The sequence below is a fragment of the Rhodococcus sp. PSBB066 genome (assembly GCF_017068255.1).
Classification (GTDB): Bacteria; Actinomycetota; Actinomycetes; order Mycobacteriales; family Mycobacteriaceae; genus Rhodococcus; species Rhodococcus aetherivorans.
This window is the reverse complement of sequence record NZ_CP070859.1, coordinates 3,759,112-3,779,144: the sequence shown is the minus strand read 5'-3', so window position 1 is coordinate 3,779,144 and position 20,033 is coordinate 3,759,112. Positions and strand designations below refer to the sequence as shown.

Annotated in this window: 18 protein-coding genes; 9 read left to right on the top strand and 9 right to left on the bottom strand. The window is 71.3% G+C overall.

The window, feature by feature from the left end; translation table 11 throughout:
* Positions 1–71: 71 nt before the first annotated feature.
* Positions 72–431 (bottom strand): metalloregulator ArsR/SmtB family transcription factor, encoded by a 360-nt coding sequence (locus tag JYA75_RS17245; protein ID WP_029543966.1) that lies wholly within the window; start codon positions 429–431, stop codon positions 72–74.
* A 129-nt stretch (positions 432–560) separates the two neighbouring features.
* Entirely contained in the window at positions 561–1,088 is a 528-nt protein-coding gene (locus JYA75_RS17240; protein ID WP_203329213.1) for a hypothetical protein, read from the bottom strand.
* 127 nt (positions 1,089–1,215) lie between these two features.
* On the opposite strand from JYA75_RS17240, the gene JYA75_RS17235 reads away from it, so the two are divergent.
* The 3 genes from JYA75_RS17235 (at position 1,216) to JYA75_RS17225 (ending at position 5,177) form a co-directional block, all read left to right on the top strand.
* Positions 1,216–2,262 (top strand): DoxX family protein, encoded by a 1,047-nt coding sequence (locus JYA75_RS17235; RefSeq protein ID WP_029543972.1) that lies wholly within the window; start codon positions 1,216–1,218, stop codon positions 2,260–2,262.
* A gap of 166 nt (positions 2,263–2,428) precedes the next feature.
* Positions 2,429–4,669, top strand: a complete 2,241-nt coding sequence (locus tag JYA75_RS17230; protein ID WP_155948287.1) for an ATP-binding domain-containing protein — start codon at positions 2,429–2,431, stop codon at positions 4,667–4,669.
* Positions 4,670–4,763: 94 nt separating this feature from the next.
* Positions 4,764–5,177 (top strand): DUF732 domain-containing protein, encoded by a 414-nt coding sequence (locus JYA75_RS17225; protein ID WP_232334186.1) that lies wholly within the window; start codon positions 4,764–4,766, stop codon positions 5,175–5,177.
* Positions 5,178–5,185: 8 nt separating this feature from the next.
* Here the strand turns inward: JYA75_RS17225 and JYA75_RS17220 are convergent, their stop codons facing one another.
* The 3 genes from JYA75_RS17220 to uvrB form a co-directional block, all read right to left on the bottom strand.
* The gene (locus JYA75_RS17220; protein WP_006948093.1) at positions 5,186–5,638 is read right to left on the bottom strand and encodes a universal stress protein; all 453 of its coding nucleotides are present in this window, start codon (positions 5,636–5,638) and stop codon (positions 5,186–5,188) included.
* Positions 5,639–5,807: 169 nt separating this feature from the next.
* On the bottom strand, positions 5,808–6,680 hold the full coding sequence (locus JYA75_RS17215) for a hypothetical protein (protein WP_006948091.1): 873 nt from the start codon (positions 6,678–6,680) through the stop codon (positions 5,808–5,810).
* 10 nt (positions 6,681–6,690) lie between these two features.
* A complete protein-coding gene (gene uvrB, locus JYA75_RS17210) occupies positions 6,691–8,844 on the bottom strand; it encodes an excinuclease ABC subunit UvrB (RefSeq protein ID WP_006948089.1) in 2,154 nt (717 codons plus the stop codon).
* Between the two features lie 218 nt (positions 8,845–9,062).
* Here uvrB and JYA75_RS17205 point away from each other — a divergent pair, with 218 nt between their 5' ends.
* Together JYA75_RS17205 and JYA75_RS17200 are read left to right on the top strand one after the other, a co-directional pair.
* On the top strand, positions 9,063–9,656 hold the full coding sequence (locus tag JYA75_RS17205) for a DUF3267 domain-containing protein (RefSeq protein WP_050035313.1): 594 nt from the start codon (positions 9,063–9,065) through the stop codon (positions 9,654–9,656).
* A 49-nt stretch (positions 9,657–9,705) separates the two neighbouring features.
* Positions 9,706–10,218, top strand: coding sequence for a DUF402 domain-containing protein (locus tag JYA75_RS17200; RefSeq protein WP_006948072.1), 513 nt, complete (start codon positions 9,706–9,708; stop codon positions 10,216–10,218).
* A gap of 24 nt (positions 10,219–10,242) precedes the next feature.
* On the opposite strand, the gene coaE is transcribed toward JYA75_RS17200, so the two are convergent.
* Positions 10,243–11,460: a dephospho-CoA kinase gene (gene coaE, locus JYA75_RS17195; protein ID WP_029543986.1), complete on the bottom strand. Its 1,218-nt coding sequence runs from the start codon at positions 11,458–11,460 to the stop codon at positions 10,243–10,245.
* A gap of 216 nt (positions 11,461–11,676) precedes the next feature.
* Here coaE and JYA75_RS17190 point away from each other — a divergent pair, with 216 nt between their 5' ends.
* The gene (locus JYA75_RS17190; protein ID WP_006948069.1) at positions 11,677–11,892 is read left to right on the top strand and encodes a hypothetical protein; all 216 of its coding nucleotides are present in this window, start codon (positions 11,677–11,679) and stop codon (positions 11,890–11,892) included.
* Positions 11,893–12,060: 168 nt separating this feature from the next.
* On the opposite strand, the gene rpsA is transcribed toward JYA75_RS17190, so the two are convergent.
* Positions 12,061–13,524, bottom strand: coding sequence for a 30S ribosomal protein S1 (gene rpsA / locus JYA75_RS17185; protein WP_029543987.1), 1,464 nt, complete (start codon positions 13,522–13,524; stop codon positions 12,061–12,063).
* Positions 13,525–13,745: 221 nt separating this feature from the next.
* Here rpsA and JYA75_RS17180 point away from each other — a divergent pair, with 221 nt between their 5' ends.
* From JYA75_RS17180 to JYA75_RS17170, 3 genes are all read left to right on the top strand, one after another.
* Positions 13,746–14,594, top strand: a complete 849-nt coding sequence (locus tag JYA75_RS17180) for a class I SAM-dependent methyltransferase (RefSeq protein WP_006941153.1) — start codon at positions 13,746–13,748, stop codon at positions 14,592–14,594.
* A 75-nt stretch (positions 14,595–14,669) separates the two neighbouring features.
* Complete coding sequence (locus JYA75_RS17175) at positions 14,670–15,371, top strand: TMEM175 family protein (RefSeq protein WP_006941151.1); 702 nt, start codon at positions 14,670–14,672, stop codon at positions 15,369–15,371.
* 97 nt (positions 15,372–15,468) lie between these two features.
* Positions 15,469–18,264: an AMP-binding protein gene (locus JYA75_RS17170; RefSeq protein ID WP_006941149.1), complete on the top strand. Its 2,796-nt coding sequence runs from the start codon at positions 15,469–15,471 to the stop codon at positions 18,262–18,264.
* Positions 18,265–18,277: 13 nt separating this feature from the next.
* Here the strand turns inward: JYA75_RS17170 and JYA75_RS17165 are convergent, their stop codons facing one another.
* On the bottom strand, positions 18,278–19,039 hold the full coding sequence (locus tag JYA75_RS17165) for an amino acid ABC transporter ATP-binding protein (RefSeq protein ID WP_006941148.1): 762 nt from the start codon (positions 19,037–19,039) through the stop codon (positions 18,278–18,280).
* Positions 19,036–20,022 (bottom strand): amino acid ABC transporter permease, encoded by a 987-nt coding sequence (locus JYA75_RS17160; protein ID WP_006941147.1) that lies wholly within the window; start codon positions 20,020–20,022, stop codon positions 19,036–19,038. Before JYA75_RS17160 ends, JYA75_RS17165 begins: the two co-directional genes overlap by 4 nt.
* Positions 20,023–20,033 lie beyond the last annotated feature (11 nt).

Genomic DNA, 20,033 nt, shown 5'->3' with positions numbered 1-20,033 from the left:
CACAAACAATAAATAAGCACTTAATAAAGTCTGCAATCAATGCGCGCGAAGCGCCCCGGTGCGCGACCGGCTCAGCGGCGCGCTCGGCCCGCCGGTTCGGCTACGTCGTCCTCGAGCAGCTCCGCCTGTCCGGCGACCACCCCCGTGAGGATGGCGCGGGCGACGCCCAGCAGTTCCGCGACCCGCGGCGACGTCAGCGCGTACGTCACCGACAGCCCCTCCCGGCGCGCGGTGACCAGGCCTGCGCGCCGGAGGATCGCCAGTTGCTGGGAGAGATTGGCGGGTTCGATCCCCACCTCGGGCAACATCTCGGAGACGGCATGCTCACGCTCGCTGAGCAGCTCGAGGACGCGGATGCGCGCCGGATGTCCGAGCGTCTTGAAGAAGTCGGCCTTCATCCGATAGAGGGGCTGACGCGCCTGCGCGACCATCACCGTTCCCGTCGTCCGAGCCACCGCCGGCGGGCGATGCCACTACTTGCGTAGTTTAGCAATCAAAAAGGCAGGGCGTGCGTGACATGCGACACACCGGACACCGACACCGTCGGCACCCGGCGCGGTTCAGGAACGCGCCGCACGCCCGAGCCGGGCGAGGCTCGCGGACATCTGCGCGGGCGAGACCCGCGGAAGCCGCACGCGACGCAGGTACGCGGGGTCGGTCACCGCGGACCAGTCGCAGGTCTGGCTCACCGCAGCGCCCCCGGTCGTCCCGGTGAAGGACCACTCCCACCGGATGCCGAGCGGCGGCGTGTCCGGGTTGGCCGGCAGCCACGCCAGCAGCCGGTCGGATTCGAACGCCACCACGTGGTTGACCACCGGATACGCGCTGCGCCCGGGCAAGTGCACCTGCACGGAGATGCGCTGGCCGACGGCGGTGATCGGGGGCTGCCCCGCGGGCACCTGCACCGTGCCCGAGCCGTCGATCTCGCTGTGCCGCAGCGGGTCCCGCATCACCCCGAACAGCGCCGCGGCCGACACCGGTATCGTGGCCTCGACCCGGACCGATGTCGGCGTGCGCACCACGTGCACCCCGGCCCCACCGATGTTGCCGACCCCTGCCGCTTCTCCCCCATCGTTCACGCCGCACATCGTGCCACCTCGGCGCGCAATCGCTGCGCGGCGTCCGGAGCGTGATCCGGGTCGAACGCGCATATCGCGCCGGGCGGCGGGGTATGCGTGCAAAGGTGGAACCGCCACCGATCACGGGAGGAAGCACATGATTGTCCGCAGAATTGCCCGCCCCATGCTCGCGTCGGTCTTCGTCGCCGGGGGCATCGACGCGCTGAGAGACTCGTCCACCAAGGCGGCGGCAGCGCAGCCGGGACTCGACCGGGCGGTGGGCATGCTGCCCGACACGGTGACGCAGAAGCTCCCGGACTCGGTGAGCGAGAAGCTCACGAACGATCCGGAGACACTCGTGCGGATCAACGCCGCCGTGCAGATCGGGGCGGGTGCGCTGCTCGCGGTCGGGAAGGCACCGCGGCTGGCGGCTCTTGCCCTGGCCACCACGCTCGTGCCCACGACGGTGGCGGGTCACGACTTCTGGAACGTCGAGGATGCGGAGGCCCGGGCCATCCAGCGCACCCAGTTCCTCAAGAACGTCAGCCTGCTCGGCGGGCTGATCATCACCGCGGTGGACACCGAAGGCAAGCCGTCGCTGGGGTGGCGCGGACGGCGGGCCGCACGGCGCGCCCAGGAGGCCGTCGCCGGTGTCCTGCCTCATCAGGACGACGGCGCGGGCGAAGCGGTCACCGAGAGCCTGCACAAGGTGGCCGAGCGGGTCCGGGTCCTGTCGGAGGAGGCAGCGGAGGTGGCCGGCACCGCCCGTGAGCGTGGAAGCCACCTGCTGGGCGTTGCCCGCGAGCGCGGACCCGAGCTCGCCGAGGTCGCCCGCGAGCGCGGCACGCACCTGCTCGACGTCGCCCGCGAACGCGGCCCCGAACTCGCCGACGTCGCCCGCGAACGCGGCACCGAACTGCTCGACGTCGCCCGCGAACGCGGACCCGAACTCGCCGACGTCGCCCGCGAACGCGGCACCGAACTGCTCGACGTCGCCCGCGAACGCGGACCCGAACTCGCCGAGGTCGCCCGGGAACGGAGTTCGCTGCTGTGGGGCACGGCCCGTGAGCGCGGCCCGGAGCTGGCGAAGGTCGCCCGCGAGCGGGCGCTGACGGCGGAGGAGCGTTCCCTGTTGCTGGCGCAGCAGGCCCGTCACCGCGCCGAGGAGGCCCTCACCCGCGCCCGCCTGCAGTTGCAGCGCTGACAGCACGGTCCCGCACCCGGCGATTCTGCGCCGGTGCGGGACCGCCACTAGACTTCTTGGGCACTTCGTGGCGACGCACCCGCCGCCCGTCCGACCCCGAGGAGACCCCTTGCCGGCCGATGGCCTGTCCCACCCCGACCATGAGCGTGAGCAGGTCTACCTGTCGATGCTGTACGGCCACCTCGACTCCATGCGGGCCTACGCCAAGACCCGGCTGAGCCGGGTGCTGCTCGACACCGGCGGCACTCCGCAGGCCCGCAGCGAGCGGGAGTCCTTCACGCAGCTGTACACCGAGGACATCGCGAAATACGACGCGGCCGAGCACGGGCTGTGCTTCGGCCGGATCGACGTGCGCGACGGCGAGGACGGCGACGGGACCGAGGTGCGGTACATCGGCCGCATCGGCATCCTCGACGAGGCGAACGACTACGAGCCGCTGCTGCTGGACTGGCGGGCGCCGTTGGCCCGGCCGTTCTATCTGGCGACGCCGGCGGCGCCGGAGGGCGTGACGCGGCGCCGGCACATCCGGTCGCGCAGCCGCGCGATCACCGCGCTCAACGACGAGTACCTCGATCTCGACGCGGCCCAGGCGCACGACGCCACCGTCTCGGCGGGGGGTGTCGCCGGCGAGTCGGCGCTGCTGGCCGCGCTGAACGCCGCGCGGACCGGGCATATGCACGACATCGTCGCGACGATCCAGGCCGAGCAGGACGCGATCATCCGGTCCGAGCACAAGAGCGTGCTCGTCGTCCAGGGCGGCCCGGGCACCGGGAAGACCGCGGTGGCCCTGCACCGGGCGGCGTTCCTGCTGTACACGTACCGTCGGCAGCTCGCGAAGAGCGGTGTGCTCATCGTCGGACCGAACTCGACGTTCCTGGACTACATCGGGCAGGTGCTGCCGTCCCTCGGCGAGACCGGCGTGTTGCTGTCCACGATCGGTGACCTGTACCCCGGGGTGCGCGCGAGCGTCGAAGACTCCCTCGAGGCAGGCGCCATCAAGGGCTCGCTCGGCATGATCGAGGTGCTGAAGAAGGCGGTGCGGGACCGTCAGGAGATCCCGACGACGCCGATCCCCCTGGTCTTCGACACCTACCGGCTGACCCTCGACCGCAAGACGGTCACGCGGGCGCGGGGCCGGGCCCGGTCGTCGCGCCGGCCGCACAACCTGGCTCGCCCGATCTTCGTCTCCGCGGTGGTGGACGCGCTCGCCGACCAGCTCGCGTCGATCATCGGTGCGAATCTGGTCGACGGCGGAAACCTGTTGAGCCGGGACGACATCGACGACATCCGGGCCGAGATGCGGGCGGACCGCGACATCACGGCGGCGATCGACTCGCTGTGGCCGCAGCTGAGCCCGCAGCAGGTGCTCGCGGAGCTGTTCGCGTCCCGGGAGCGGCTCGCGTCGGCGGCGCCGGAACTCGACGAGGACCAGCGCGCACTGCTGCTGCGCCCCTCGGCGACGCGGGTGTTCAGCGCCGCGGACGCGCCACTGCTCGACGAACTCGCCGAGTTGCTCGGCGTCGACGACGCGGCCGAGCGGGAGCGCGTCGCGCGGCAGTGGCGCAAGCAGATCGCCGACGCGCAGGGCGCCCTGGACATCCTGACGGGGTCGGCCCCGCAGGATCTCGAGGACGAGCTGGATCCGGAGATCCTGATGGCGTACGACCTGATCGACGCCGACCAGCTCGCGCAGCGACAGAGCCGCTCGAGCCACGAGACCACGGCCGAACGGGCCGCCGGGGACCGGACCTGGACGTACGGGCACGTGATCGTCGACGAGGCGCAGGAGCTGTCCGAGATGGCCTGGCGGATGCTGATGCGGCGCATCCCGAACCGTTGGATGACCCTGGTCGGCGACACCGCGCAGACCGGGGATCCGGCCGGCAGCTCGTCCTGGCAGCGGATCCTGGAGCCGTACGTGGCCAACCGGTGGAAGAAGGCCGAGCTGACCGTCAACTACCGCACGCCCGCGGAGATCATGGAGATCGCACATGCGGTCCTCGCCGAGATCGATCCGCACCAGGTGCCGCCCCGCTCGGTGCGCGAGTCCGGGTTCACACCGTGGGTCCGGAACGTCGACGCGGACGGCCTTCTCGAGGCCGTGCACGGCGCCCTCGCGGCCGAGGACGGCCCGGGCCTCACGGCGGTGATCGTGCCGCACGATCTCGCGGCGCAGTGGGCGCATCTGCGGTCGGATTCGGTGCGGGTGTCCACCGTGAAGGACGTCAAGGGACTGGAATTCGATTCGGTGCTGCTGGTGGAGCCGACCGCCATCGTGGCGGAGTCGCCTCGCGGGCTCAACGACCTGTACGTGGCGCTCACCCGCGCCACCCAACGGCTCGGGGTGCTGCACACCGGGGAACTGCCCGAGGCACTGGCGGCGCTGGTGGCGCCGGCCCGGCTGTGACAGGTCACCGATGTGCCGTTTCACCGCCTGCGCCGTTCGGCCGGGCGGTATGTTGCGGACGAACGTGCGACCGGTCGGAGCGGGAGGCGGGGCGGTGAGAGCGGTGTGGCCTCGGGGGCGCTGGGCGCGCATCCTGGCAGGGTTCGGGGTCCTCGCCACCACCGCGGGTTGTGCGGGGACCGCGGCCTCGGAGGACTCCGCGGCCGCCATCCCGGTCACGGTCCCGATGGCGGCCGCACCGGTCGAGGCGGAGGCGCTGGACGGGCCGGCCCTGCGGTTCAAGCAGGCCCTGGCCGAGGCCGGGCTGGCCGCCGGGGTGCCCGACGAGACGCTGGTGGCACTGGTCCGGGGGACGTGTGCCCAGCTGGCCGCCGGCCTGCCGGAAGAACAGATCCTCGGCTCGGTCCGGTCCGTCGCGGCCTTCGCGGCGTCCGTCTCGCGGGCGGAGTTGCAGGGCGACGACGCCGCCCGGTTCTACGTGGGTGCCGCCCGCGAGACCTACTGCTGATCGACGCGTCAGCGGACGGTGTGCACGATGAGCACGTCCGAGGTCGACTTGCGGGCCAGATCCGAGGGTACGGAGCCGAGCAACCGGCCGGTGAGGGTGTTCAGGCCCCGGTTGCCCACGACGAGCAGGTCCGCCTCCACCTCGTCGACCAGTTCGAGGAGCGAGTCGACGGGAGCCCCGACGACGGCCCGTTCGAGGACGTTCTTGGCGCCGGCTGCGTGGGCCTTCTCCCGGGCGGTGCGCAGGATGTCGTAGGTGGGCGCCGATCCGGTCACCTGGTAGGCGTCCTCACCGAGCACGTCGGCGGCGCGGGCACTGTCCTTCGGATCCACCGGGTAGTAGGCGCACGCGATGACGAGACGGGCCTCGGCGTCACCGGCGAGAGCTGCTGCCTTCTCGACGGCGCGGTACGACGACTCGGAACCGTCGGTTCCGACGACTACGGTCCGGTAGGCGCTCATGCATTCCTCCATGAAATTGGTCGGGTTTCGCCGGCGGGCGACCGTCGTTGCGTCCCCCTTCCGACTGCTGCGTCGACAGTAGCGGCCGACCGGACGGGGTTGACGACCTTTGGGGTGGATCCCACAGGGCCCGCCGCCGCGCGCTCGACGCCACTGACGACCGTTGACGTTACCGTGCGTCACCGTAACGCGGGCCGAACATCTGCGCGGGGAACACGCCGGACTCCACGATGGCGTCCCGCCACGGCAGCGCGAGCTCCGTCAGCCGGTCGGCCTTGTCTTCGCCCAGCGCCGCCCACGGCACCGCCGCGAGGTCGTCGGTCAGGTCCTCGACGAGTTCGCGGACCTCGAAGCCCTCGTCCGTGAGCGCACCGGAGCGGTCGAGCAGTCCGCGCGAGCGCAGCGCCGTCTCCGCGTCGGCCCACTCCTCCTTGCTCCAGCCGCGGCGCGCGCGGGCGAAGTCCTCGCTGAACCCGATCCCCGCGGCGGTGTGGGTGACGAGGGCCTCGATCCCGGTCAGGCCGGCGGTCTGCAACGCCGCGACGTGCCCGTCGCCCCGGTATTCGCGCAGCAGGGTCAGCGCGTGCCACAGGATCAGGTGCGGGGCGTCCGGCCACGGCAGGTCGGCGTGCCCCGCGTACAGCGGCCGGCCCTCCGGTCCCGGGACGGCCCGGGCGGCGCTCGCGGCGAGGTCCGCCGCCTCGCGCATCTCCGGCGAGTCCAGCACCTCGGGCCCGAGGATTCGGGCCAGCGACTCGTCGATGCCGCGCAGCCGGGCGGCCACGACGGCCTCCGGGGTGGCGAGCCGCCAGGCGTGCGGGATCGCGGACGCGACGAGACGGGGACTGAAGTTGTAGAAGGTGGCGGTCACGACGCCCGCCCCGACCGCCCCGAGCGCGGCGGAACGCGCCGCGAAGTACCGCATCCGGCCGGCCTCGAGGCCGGTGTCGCCGAGCGCGGCGTCCACTTCGGGGGCGAAGTACCCGACGGAGTGGATCAGTTCGAGGGCACGGGCGATGCGGCCGGCAGACTGTGGGTCCATGCCGCAGACGCTACGCGAGGCCGGCGGCGTCCATCCCGCGCAGTTCCTTCTTCAGGTCGGCGATCTCGTCGCGCAACCGCCCGGCCAGTTCGAACTGCAGCTCGCGGGCCGCGTTCATCATCTGGTCGGTCAGTTCCTGCACGAGGTCCGCGAGTTCGGCCCGGGGCATGGACTTCACGTCGCGGCCCTCGTAGACGCCGGCGCTCACGGCGCGACCGGATTCCCCCTGGGCGCGGCGGCCGCGGGAGGCGTTGCGGCCCGAGCCCCCGACCTCCACGGTGTCGTCGGCCTCCTCGTAGACCTGGTCGAGGATGTCGGCGATCTTCTTGCGCAGCGGCTGCGGGTCGATGCCGTGCTCGCGGTTGTACGCGATCTGCTTCTCGCGGCGCCGCTCGGTCTCCTCGATGGCACGCGCCATCGAGTCGGTGACCTTGTCGGCGTACATGTGGACCTCGCCGGAGACGTTGCGGGCGGCCCGGCCGATGGTCTGGATGAGGCTGGTGGTCGAGCGCAGGAACCCCTCCTTGTCGGCGTCGAGGATCGCCACGAGCGAGACCTCGGGTAGGTCGAGGCCCTCGCGGAGGAGGTTGATGCCGACGAGGACGTCGTACTCGCCGAGCCGCAGCTGCCGGAGCAGCTCGACGCGCCGGAGGGTGTCGATGTCCGAGTGCAGGTAGCGCACCCGGATGCCGAGCTCGAGCAGGTAGTCGGTGAGATCCTCGGACATCTTCTTGGTGAGGGTGGTGACGAGCACCCTCTCGTCCCGGTCGGCGCGCTCGCGGATCTCGTGTACCAGGTCGTCGATCTGGCCCTTGGTGGGCTTGACGACGACCTTCGGGTCCACCAGTCCGGTCGGCCGGATGACCTGTTCGACGAACTCGCCGCCGGCCTGCCCGAGCTCGTACGGGCCGGGGGTGGCCGACAGGTAGACGGTCTGGCCGATGCGGGCGGCGAACTCCTCCCAGGTCAACGGGCGGTTGTCGACGGCCGAGGGCAGCCGGAACCCGAATTCGACGAGGTTGCGCTTGCGCGACATGTCCCCCTCGTACATGGCGCCGATCTGCGGGACGGTGACGTGGGACTCGTCGATGACCAGCAGGAAGTCCTCCGGGAAGTAGTCGATCAGGGTGGCCGGCGCGGAACCGGCGGGACGGCCGTCGATGTGCCTCGAGTAGTTCTCGATGCCGGAGCAGAACCCGACCTGGCGGATCATCTCGAGGTCGTACTGGGTGCGCATCCGCAGGCGCTGCGCCTCGAGCAGCTTGCCGCGGTTCTCGAGGTCGGCGAGACGGTCCTCGAGTTCGGCCTCGATGTCGGTCACAGCCCGTTCCATCCGCTCCGGCCCGGCGACGTAGTGGGTGGCGGGGAAGATCCGCAGCGAGTCCACCTTGCGCACCACGTCCCCCGTCAGGGGGTGCAGGTAGTAGAGCGCGTCGATCTCGTCGCCGAAGAACTCGATGCGCACGGCGAGTTCCTCGTACGCGGGGATGATGTCGACGGTGTCGCCCTTGACCCGGAACGAGCCGCGCGTGAACGCCATGTCGTTGCGGGTGTACTGCACGTCCACCAGCAGGCGCAGCAGGGCGTCGCGGGGCACCTCCACCCCGACCTCGAGCGCGATGGAACGGTCCAGGTAGGACTGCGGCGTGCCCAGGCCGTAGATGCACGACACGGACGCGACCACCACGACGTCGCGACGGGAGAGCAGCGCGGAGGTGGCCGAGTGCCGCAGCCGTTCCACGTCGTCGTTGATCGAGGAGTCCTTCTCGATGTACGTGTCGGTCTGCGCGATGTACGCCTCGGGCTGGTAGTAGTCGTAGTACGACACGAAGTACTCGACGGCGTTGTGCGGCAACATCTCCCGCAGCTCGTTGGCGAGCTGCGCGGCGAGGGTCTTGTTCGGCGCCATCACCAGGGTGGGGCGTTGCACCCGCTCGATCAGCCACGCGGTGGTGGCCGACTTGCCGGTGCCCGTGGCGCCGAGCAGCACCACGTCCTTCTCCCCCGCCTGCAGGCGGCGCTCGAGTTCGTCGATCGCGGCCGGCTGATCCCCGGCAGGCTTGTGGTCGCTGACCACCTCGAACCGGCCCTCGGCCCGTTCGATCTCCCCCACGGGGCGGAACTCGGAGTGGGCGACAACGGGATGCTCGCTTGCGAACGCCATGGGAACCAGGGTAGGCGGCGGCACCGACAATGCCGATCGGCGGCGGCAGGGACCCGGTGCCTGGCCGCCGGGACACGGAGTCATCCGCCGGGACACGGAGTCGTCCGCCGGGACACGGAGTCGTCCGCCGGGCATGATCGGTCGGACCGGCCCGCCCGTCCACCGTCGGCTCTCGTCGGACCGTCCGCCCGGGAGACCGCGAAATCCAGGGGGTACACGTGAACGCTCGCAACGACCCGAAGCCCGCGGTGGCGCCCCCACCGGACTATCGGGTCCACACCCGGCTGGACCTGAAGAACGACACGCGGGCGGCCGCGGCCGTCCGGACCGTCCTCGTCCTCACCGTCGCCGTGCTCCTCGGCGCGGCAGTGGTCCTGGGCCTGCCGCTGCGGAGCGGGTGGGGCACGGCGCCCACGGTCGTCGTCACCGTCGTGGCGTGCCTCGGCTACCTGGCGGTGCACGAACTGACCCACGGCCTGGTCTCCCGGATCCTCTCCGGCGTGCGCCCGACGTACGCGGTGCGGTTCCCCTTCCTTACGACGGGCAGCGACGCCTGGCTCACGCGGAACGCGGCCGTGACCGTCACGCTCGCCCCCGTGGCGCTGTGGGGCGCGGTCCTGGTGGCCTTGCTGTTCGCCGTGCCCGTCGACTTCGTCCTCACCGTCTTTGTCGTCACGGTGGTGAACTTCGCGGGGTCGGCCGGCGACTACGTCCAGGCCGGCGCGCTGTGGCGGCTGCCCGCCTCCGCGCTCGTGCAGGACAACGGGCACGAGACGACGACGGTGGTGCCGGCCGGGCCGGCGGGCCGGTAGGTCCGGCACCGGCGGGTTTACCGGCCCGGACCGCAGTAACGTTCAGCCCATGCCCGAGGCGAAACTTCACCACGTAAAGGTCGAGACCTTCGATGTGGCCGCGCACACGAACGTCGACCCGAAGGGCATCGTGCGGGAGGTGGAGGTGTACCGGGTCGAGCGGTGGGGCCTGTACATGGCGCGGCCCGCCGACCACCCGCAGTTCGGGTATCTCGAGTCGTGGCTGCTGCCGGACCTCGGCCTGCGCGCGTCGATCTTCCACTTCCGGCCCGGTTTCGAACGCGACCAGGACCGGTACGTCGACGTCGGCGAGTTCTGGTGCGAGGGGAACGTGTGGCACTCGCGCGACCACTACCTCGATCTCGTGGTGCGCACCGGCCGCGACACCGCCGTCGAGGACGTCGACGAACTGCTCGCCGCCGCGGCGGCGGGACTGCTGGATCCGGGGACCGCCGAGCGCGCGGTGCAGCGGGCGTTGCGGGCGGTGGACGGCATCGCCACGCACGGCCACGATCTCGATGCCTGGCTGGCCGCGCTGGCCATGCCGGTCAGCTGGCGCTGAGCGGGTCCCGCCTCGGTCCGGGCGTCAGGCCGACCAGCCGGTCTTCTCTGCCCACTCCCAGGCACGCGTGTAGGCGCCGTCGAACCAGGGGGCCTTCTCCCCGGCGTAGACGGCGGCGGCCTCGGCCGGGTCGTGCCGGGCGGCCGCGTCACGGGCCGCGGCCTGCTTGATCTCGGCGAATTCGGCGACGGCCTCGGGGTTCGCGCGCAACCAGTCCCGCAGCAGCAGGGCGAACTGCTGGCCGGGCCAGCCCTGCACCCGCAGATGCACGTACGCGGGCCGACCGGGGTCGGCGCTGCCGTGCAGGCGCGCGCCCCACACGGCCGGGTCGGTCTCGCCGCCGGCACCGTACGACGGCCGCGGGTCGTCGTGGTCGACGTGGGCGATGCGGGGGAATCCGGCGCCGGCGAGGGGGTCCTCGAGTGCGTCCGCCGCGGCGAGGTCCGGCACGGTGATCTGGAGGTCGAGCACATCGACGGCGGCCAGCCCGGGCACGGCGGTCGAGCCGATGTGGTCGATCCGCACGGCGCCGCCCCCGGCGGCGAGCGCGAGCCGGCCGATCAGCCGCTGCGCCTGCCGGTGCCAGTCCGGATTCGGGTCGCGGAGCACCGGCGCCGGCTGCACGGGGGTGCGGCTGCGCAGGTTCGCCTCGAACGGCACGAGCCGCTCGGTCCACAGGGCGCGCACGGCCGCCGCGAGGGCGTCCCGGTCGCCGTTGTTGTCCAGCCAGACGTCCGCGGCCGCGCGGCGCTGTTCGTCGGTGGCCTGGGCGGCGATGCGGGCACGCGCGTCGCCCTCGGGCATCGCCCGCAGTTCGACCAGGCGGCGCAGGCGCTCGCCGGCGTCGGTGTGCACCACGGCGACGAGATGGAACGCGGGCGCCATGCCGCCCTCGACGAGGAGCGGGATGTCCTGGACGACGATGGCGTCGGCGGGTGCGGCGGCGACCAGTTCGGCGGTGCGCGCCCCCACCCGGGGATGGGTGATCGCGTTGAGCACCGCCCGCGCCTCGTCGCTGGCAAAGGCCTTGGCGGCCAACGCCGGTCGGTTCAGGGATCCGTCCGGCAGCAGGATGTCGTCACCGAAGGCCGCGGCGAGTTCGGCCAGGCCCTCGGTGCCCGGCGCGACGACTTCGCGGGCGATGGTGTCCGCGTCGACGAGCACCGCCCCCAGCGCGACGAGTTCGTGGGAGACGGTGGATTTGCCCGCTCCGATGCCTCCGGTCAGTCCGAGTCTCAGCACGTCGAACAGTGTCGCATCACCGATCCGGGTGCCGGACACCGGTCGGTCGTCACACTGCAGTCACAACGGGGTCACGGACTGGTCGCGACCTGGGATTTCGTCGGCAACACGCCCATCTCACCCGCCTCGCCTGCCCCAGTATCATCGGCGCGTCGGATATCGTCGGACCGAGCGTCCGACCATCGTCATTACCCGCCCCACTCGAAAAGGCACCGCATGCGATCCTCCCCTCAGCTGCCCGGTCGGCATCGCCTCGGCATGGAGAACGGTGTTCACTGCATCCTCATCCCCGAGGTCGCCGCCGCGCTCGCCGAGCACCGGCGTAACTGGTTCACCATGCTGCTCAGCAACGCCCGCCACAGCCAGGCGGCGATCCGCAAGCGCGCCGCCGAACTGCCGGCCCAGTGGGCCAGCACCCCGGCGGTGAGCTGAGCACCTCCGGCATCCGGTCGGCCCCCGGAAAAGGCCGCGGCCCCGCTCCTCGAGGAGCGGGGCCGCGGCCTTTTCCGGGGGGACCAGCGTCCGGTGCAGGCTGTCTGCCGGCGCGGAGAACGCGAGGGGCCCCGCACCGGCAGGTGCGGGGCCCCTCGATCGAACGTGTCAGGCGTTGCCGGACAGCTTCTCGCGCAGCGCGGCGAGCTGCGCGTCGCTGGCCAGCGAACCACCGGTCGACTCGGCGGTGCCGGTCTCGGCACCCGTCTCCGACGAGTAGTTGGTGCCGGAGACACCCGCGGCAGCCTCGGCGGCCTCGTCGGCAGCCATCTTCTCGATCTGCGCGGTGTGCATCTTGTGGCGACGCTCGGCCTCCGCGTAGCGGGACTCCCACTCCTCACGCTGCTTCTCGAAGCCCTCGAGCCATTCGTTGGTCTCGGGGTCGAAGCCCTCGGGGAAGATGTAGTTGCCCTGCTCGTCGTAGCTGTCGGCCATGCCGTACTTCGACGGGTCGAACTCGGCGTTGTAGTCCTCGTTCGCCTGCTTCAGCGACAGCGAGATGCGGCGACGCTCGAGGTCGATGTCGATGACCTTGACCATCGCGTCGTCGCCCACGGCCACGACCTGGTCCGGAACCTCCACGTGGCGCTCGGCGAGCTCGGAGATGTGCACCAGGCCCTCGATGCCCTCCTCGACGCGGACGAACGCGCCGAACGGAACGAGCTTGGTGACCTTGCCCGGGACGATCTGACCGATCGCGTGGGTCCGGGCGAACTGACGCCACGGGTCTTCCTGGGTGGCCTTGAGCGAGAGCGACACGCGCTCCCGGTCGAGATCGACGTCGAGAACCTCGACCGTGACCTCGTTGCCGACCTCGACGACCTCGGACGGGTGGTCGATGTGCTTCCAGGACAGCTCGGAGACGTGCACCAGACCGTCGACCCCGCCCAGATCGACGAACGCGCCGAAGTTGACGATGGAGGACACGACGCCCTTGCGGACCTGGCCCTTCTGGAGCTGGTGCAGGAACTCGCTGCGGACCTCGGACTGGGTCTGCTCGAGCCAGGCGCGACGCGACAGGACCACGTTGTTGCGGTTCTTGTCGAGCTCGATGATCTTGGCCTCGATCTCCTTGCCGACGTACGGCTGCAGATCGCGGACGCGGCGCATCTCGACGAGCGACGCGGGCAGGAAGCCACGCAGGCCGATGTCGAGGATCAGGCCGCCCTTGACGACCTCGATGACGGTGCCCTTGACGGCCTCGTCCTTCTCCTTGAGCTCCTCGATCGTGCCCCACGCGCGCTCGTACTGCGCACGCTTCTTCGACAGGATCAGGCGGCCTTCCTTGTCCTCCTTGGTGAGAACCAGGGCCTCGACCTCGTCGCCGACGGAGACGACCTCGTTGGGGTCGACGTCGTGCTTGATGGAGAGCTCGCGGGACGGGATGACGCCTTCGGTCTTGTAACCGATGTCGAGCAGCACCTCGTCGCGATCAACCTTGACGATGGTGCCTTCCACGATGTCGCCATCGTTGAAGTACTTGATCGTGGCGTCGATGGCGGCGAGGAAATCCTCGGCGGAGCCGATGTCGTTGACGGCTACCTGCGGCGAGGTGACGGTGGTGGAGGGCATGTGTTGAGTTGCTCCGGACGGGTTGGTATCGGTTGATGAAGTTCGGTCGGACAAGCGGCCCGCGCGCCGCGCGAACGCCACGCACACTCCGCCGCGGGCGCCCGCGCCGGATCCTTATCGGGCCACGGGCGGACACTCGCGATCATCAGGCTACGCGTCCCGGTGCTAGCTGGGCAAACCCGGCCCGGGCGCGGCGGGCCCGCGGCTCTACGCTGAACGACATGTCCGACGACCGTCACGCCCACGCCCAGTCCGTCCTGGGAGCCACCCGCGCAGGTCGGGCCCGCCTCGGCACGCGGGACAGTGAGCGCGCGAGCCGCACCTGGTGGGACGCCGACGCCGCGGACTACCACCGCACCCACGGCGAGTTCCTCGGCGTGGACTCGGCGGAGGGCGAGTTCGTGTGGTGCCCGGAGGGGCTGCACGAGGGCGACGTGCACCTGCTCGGCGACGTCGCCGGCAAGGACGTCCTCGAGCTCGGCTGCGGGTCGGCGCCGTGCGCCCGCTGGCTCGCGGGCCGGGGCGCCCGGGCGGTGGGTCTGGACATCTCCATGGGGATGCTCGCGCGCGGGCTGACCGCGATGGACCGCGGCGGGCCGCGGGTACCGCTCGTGCAGGCCGGCGCGGAGGACCTGCCCTTCCCGGACGAGAGCTTCGACATCGCGTGCTCGGCGTTCGGGGCGGTACCGTTCGTCGCCGACTCGGCGCGGGTCATGCGGGAGGTCGCGCGGGTACTGCGCCCGGGCGGGATCTGGGTGTTCGCGGTCAACCACCCGATCCGCTGGATCTTCCCGGACGACCCCGGTGAGCGGGGACTGACCGCGATGCTGCCGTACTTCGACCGCACCCCGTACGTGGAGGTCGACGAGGCCGGCGTCCCCACCTACGTCGAGCATCACCGCACCGTCGGGGATCGGGTCCGAGAACTCGTCGCGGCCGGCCTCGAGGTACGCGACATCGTCGAACCCGAATGGCCGGAGGGGCTCGACCGCGAGTGGGGCCAGTGGAGCCCGCTGCGCGGGGAACTGTTCCCCGGCACCGCGATCTTCTGCAGCCGTAAACCGGACTGACCCGCCCGCGACCGCCCGCCCGGCCGATCACCCGTCCGGCCGATGCCCGGTCCCTGCCTGTGTCATGGTCGTGGGGTGACGCCCGCCGAGGACGACTCCGGCGCACCGCGAGCGCCCCGCGCCGATCACCGCGACCCGCCGCGGCACGGCGGCCGGTTGCTGCCCACCACGCGGCTCGACGCGTTCTCCGACGGCGTCTTCGCGATCGTGATCACCCTGCTCGTCCTCGAACTGGACGTACCCGAATCCGCAGCCCGGCTGCTCGAGGACCTGCGCGCCGAGTGGCCCTCCTTCCTGGGATACCTGGTCAGCTTCGCCTTCATCGGTGGTGTGTGGGTCGAGCACAGCAACCTCACCCGGTTGCTGCGGGCGACCGACGGGGTCTTCCTGCGCCTGAATCTGCTGCTGTTGCTGTTCGTGACCTTCCTGCCGTTCACCACCAGCCTGATGGCGACCCACCTGTCCGACGCGGCGCGAAGGCCGGCCACGGTGGCGTTCGGCCTGAACCTGACCCTGGCGATACTCATGAGCAACGTGCTGATCGCCTACGCCGTGCGCAACGCCGACCTGACCGACGAGGCGGGCCGGGCCGAACTGCCGGCGCTGGCCCGGGAACGATGGTCGGTGGCGGTACTCATGGCCGCATCGACCCTCCTGGCGGCGTTCCTGCCGCAGCTCGCGGTGGCGTTCTACCTCGCGGTGGCGATGCTTCTGCTCGTCGAGCCGTTCCGGCTTCTCCGGGCGCCCCGGCACCGAGCAGGCACCGGGTCCGCGTGAACCGGCACCCGGGGGCCTTCGGCCCTTCTGGTCGCCGGAGCGGCCGCCTATGTTGGGCAGCAGGACGACCCGTCCCTCCCACAGACGGGAGACGACCGTGAGCGAGCCTGCGACCCCGGGGCAGGACGATGCCCTGCTGCTCTCGGTGGTCCGGGATCTGGTGGCCGAGAGGTACACGGTCGATCGCGCGGCCGGCACACGGCTCGACAGCGTCTTCGATCGTGATCTCGGGCTCGACAGTCTCGCGGTCACCGAGCTGATCTCCCGCGTCGAGGATGCGTTCGGGGTGAGCCTGGAGCGTGGGGTGCTCGGCACCGTGACCACCCCGCGTCAGCTGCTGACGGCGGTGCACCACGCACCCGCGCGGGAGCGCCGCCGGCCGGTGCCCGCGCGACGGGCGGCGCCCCCATGCACCGACCGGACGCCGGACGCGACCGCGACCCTGACCGAGGCGCTCTCGTGGCACGCCCGCACCCATCCGGATCGGGTCCACCTGCGCATTCTCACCGAGGGACACCAGAGCGAGATCAGCTACGGCGAGCTGCATTCCGCGGCTGCCACGGTGTCCGCCGCGCTGCTCGCCCACGATCTCCGGCCCGGTGACGCGGTCGGCCTCATGCTCCCCACCAGCCGGGACTACTTCACCACGTTCACCGGCGTGCTCCTGGCCGGGGGCGTCCCGGTACCGGTCTATCCGCCGGCGCGTCCCTCCCAGCTCGCCGAGCACCTCCGTCGGCAGGTGCACATTCTCGACAACGCACGGACCCGTGTGCTGGTCACCGACCCGGAGGCCGCCCGCCTGGCCCGGTTGACGCGCGGCCAGGTGGAGACGGTGCGCCACGTCCTGACCCCGGGCGACCTGGCCGGCTGCGGGGAGGCGACCGGCGGACCGCGCGGCGCCGGCGACATCGCCCTGTTGCAGTACACCTCCGGCAGCACCGGCGACCCCAAGGGCGTGACCCTGACCCACGCGAATCTGCTCGCCAACATCCGTGCGATGGGCAAGGCAGCCGAGGTCTCCACCTCCGACGTCTTCGTCAGCTGGCTGCCGCTCTACCACGACATGGGCCTGATCGGCGCCTGGTTGTCCGGCCTGTACTTCGGGGTGCCGCTGGCGGTGATGTCCCCGCTGGAGTTCCTCGCCCGCCCGGCGCAGTGGCTGTGGGCGATCCACACCCACCGCGGCACCCTGTCGGCGGCTCCGAACTTCGCCTACGAGTTGTGCCTGCGCCGAATCGCCGACGCCGACGTCGAGGGGCTCGACCTCGGCTCGCTGCGCATGCTGTTCAACGGCGCCGAGGCCGTGAACGCGGACACCGTGATCCGGTTCGGCGAGCGGTTCGCCGCCTACGGACTCCGCCGCGAGTCCCTGGCCCCGGTCTACGGGCTGGCCGAAGCATGTGTCGGCCTCACCTTCCCGCCTGTGGGACGGGGACCGGTGATCGATTCGGTCGCCCGCGAACGTTTCCTGCGCACCGGCCGGGCGGCCCCCGCCACCGACGAGGACCCGAACCCGCTGCGCTTCGTCGCCTGCGGCCGGCCGATCCCGGATCACCGGATCCGGGTGGTCGACTCGGCTGCGAACGTGCTCGGCGACCGGCGCGAGGGCCGGATCGAGTTCCGCGGCCCCTCGGCCACCGCGGGGTACTTCCGCAACCCGCAGGCGACCAAGGCGCTGTCCCGGCACGGCTGGCTCGACACCGGCGACCTCGGCTATCTCGACGACGGCGAACTCTACGTCACCGGCCGCATCAAGGACCTCGTCATCCGCGCGGGCCGCAACCTGCACCCGGAGGAGCTCGAGCGGGCGGTGGGCGAGATCCCGGGACTCCGGAAGGGCTGCGTGGCGGTCTTCGCGACCTCCGCGCAGACCGCCGGCACCGAACGCCTGGTCGTGCTGGCCGAGACGCGCGAGACCGAGACAGCCACCCTGGACCGGCTCCGGGAGCGCATCGTCGGGGTCTCCGTGGATCTGCTCGGAACACCGCCGGACGACATCGTGCTCGCCCCACCCGGAACGGTGCGCAAGACCTCGAGCGGCAAGATCCGGCGTTCCGCCACCCGGCAACGCTACGAGCAGGGCGACGTGCGGGCCCGTCCCCGGCCGGTGTGGTGGCAGCTGACCCGCTTCGCGGTCCGCGGCGCGATCCCGAGCCTGCGGCGGGCGGCGCAGCTCGTCCGGACCGGTGCGTTCGCCCTGTGGTGCTGGTCGATGGTATTCGCGGTCGGCCTGCCGACCCTGATCGCCATGGCGGTGCTGCCCCGCCTCCCGGCGCGCCGCGCGGCCGCGCGCAGGGCCGCCCGCGGTCTCGCCCGCCTGACCCGCACCCCGGTGACCGCGCAGGGGGCCGAGCATCTCGTGCGGCTGCCGAACTGCGTAGTGGTCGCCAACCACGCCAGCTTCCTCGACGGCATCGCGTTGTCGACGATCCTGCCGGGCCGCTACACGTTCGTGGCCGGGGAGGTCTTCGAGCGCAAGCCGTTCGTCGGTTTCCTCCTGCGGCGGATCGGTACGCGGTTCGTCGAACGGACCGAACGTGAGCAGAGCGTGGCCGACGCCGATCGGCTGGTCGAGGAGGCACGCGCCGGGGGCCGCCTGGTGGTGTTCCCCGAAGGCGCGCTGTCGCCGGTGCCCGGGCTCCGGTCCTTCCACCTGGGTGCGTTCGTGATCGCCGCACGGGCGGGTCTTCCGGTGGTCCCCGTCGCGATCACCGGCACCCGCGCGATGATGTGGCCCGATCACGGCAGGATCATCCACCGCGGAGCGATCCACCTCGTCGTCGGCGAGCCGATCCTCCCGTCCGGAGACGGCTGGGACGCGGCCGTCGCGCTGGAGCGCGCAGCGCGGGCCGTGATCGCCGAACACTGCGGAGAGCCCGACAGCGGCCGCTGAGGAGGCCCGACCGCTAGAGCAGCTTGGACAGGAACGACTGGGTTCGTTCGTGCTGCGGATTGCGCAGCAGTTCCCTGGGAGCACCGGCTTCGACGACCACGCCGCCGTCCATGAACACCAGTTGGTCGGCGACCTCGCGGGCGAAGCCCATCTCGTGGGTGACCACCATCATCGTCATCCCGCCGGCGGCGAGGTCCCGCATCACCGCGAGAACCTCGCCGACGAGCTCGGGGTCCAGGGCGGAGGTGGGCTCGTCGAAGAGCATGAGCTTCGGCTCCATGGCCAGGGCGCGGGCGATGGCCACGCGCTGCTGCTGGCCGCCGGAGAGCTGGGCCGGGTAGGCGTCGGCCTTGGCCGCGAGCCCGACCTTGTCGAGCAGTTCCCGCCCCAGCGCGACGGCGTCGGCGCGGCGCATCTTCTTCACCAGCATCGGCGCCTCGATGACGTTCTCGAGGGCCGTGCGGTGCGGAAACAGGTTGAAGTGCTGGAACACCATGCCGATCTCGCGGCGCTGCTTGGCCGCCGCCCGCGGGCTCAGCTCGTAGAGCTTGCCCCCGCGTTCGGCGTAGCCGACGAAATGGCCGTCGACGTGCAGGCGGCCGGCGTCGATGTTCTCGAGGTGGTTGATGCAGCGCAGGAAGGTGGACTTACCGGAGCCGGAGGGCCCGATCAGGCATGCCACGGTGCCGTCGGGCACGTCGAGCGACATGCCGTTGAGCACCCGCAGGGCACCGTAGCTCTTGTAGACCCGGTCGGCCTGGACCATCGGTGTCATCGGCGTTCTCCTCCGGGGATGTCGGGTGCCTGCGCCGCGCCGGGCTCGACGGGGACGGGCTTGCCCTGCGCGTCGGCGAGAGCCTGCAACTGCCGCGCGGTGAGCTGGCGGCTCAGGCCCTTCGAGTAGTGCCGTTCCAGGAAGTACTGGCCCACCATGAGCAGGCTCGTGATGGCCAGGTACCACGTGGCGGCGACCAGCAGCAGCGGGATGGGCTGGAAGTTGGCGCCGGAGATGTCCCGGGCGCGGCCGTAGAGCTCGAGGCTGTACGGCACCGCCGCGACCAGCGAGGTGGTCTTGAGCATGCTGATGAGCTCGTTGCCCGTCGGCGGAATGATCACCCGCATCGCCTGCGGCAGGACGGTGCGGCGGATGGTCTGCGACCACGACATGCCGAGCGCCACCGAGGCCTCCGTCTGGCCTTCGGGGACCGAGCCGATCCCGGCGCGCACGATCTCGGCCATGTAGGCGGCCTCGTTCAGCCCGAGGCCGATCACGGCGAACAGGAAGGCGGCGTTGATGCCCTGCAGGTCGATGTGCACGAACTGGTGCACGAACGGGATGCCGAGGTCGAGCTGCTTGTAGATCGAGGGGAACAGACCCCAGAACACCAGCTGCACGTAGACGGGGGTGCCGCGGAAGATCCACAGATACACCCACGAGACGGTCTTGAGCACCGGGTTCGGTGACAGGCGCATGACCGCGAGGAGCACGCCGAGGAGCACGGCGAGCAGCATCGCCAGCACGGTCAGCTGCACGGTCTTCCAGGCCGCCTCGGTGATGCGGCGGTCGAACAGGTACTGCGCGTACACGTCCCAGCGGTACGCCTCGTTGGTGGCGGCGCCGTAGAGGAACAGCGCCAGCAGCACGGCGACGACGATGCCGGCGATCCAGCGGCCGGGCCGGCGCAGCGGCACGGCCTTGATGGTTTCCGGTTCGGTCTGCGGTTCCGGTCCGGTGACGGATGTCGAGCGGTCGCTCATCGCACCCCTTT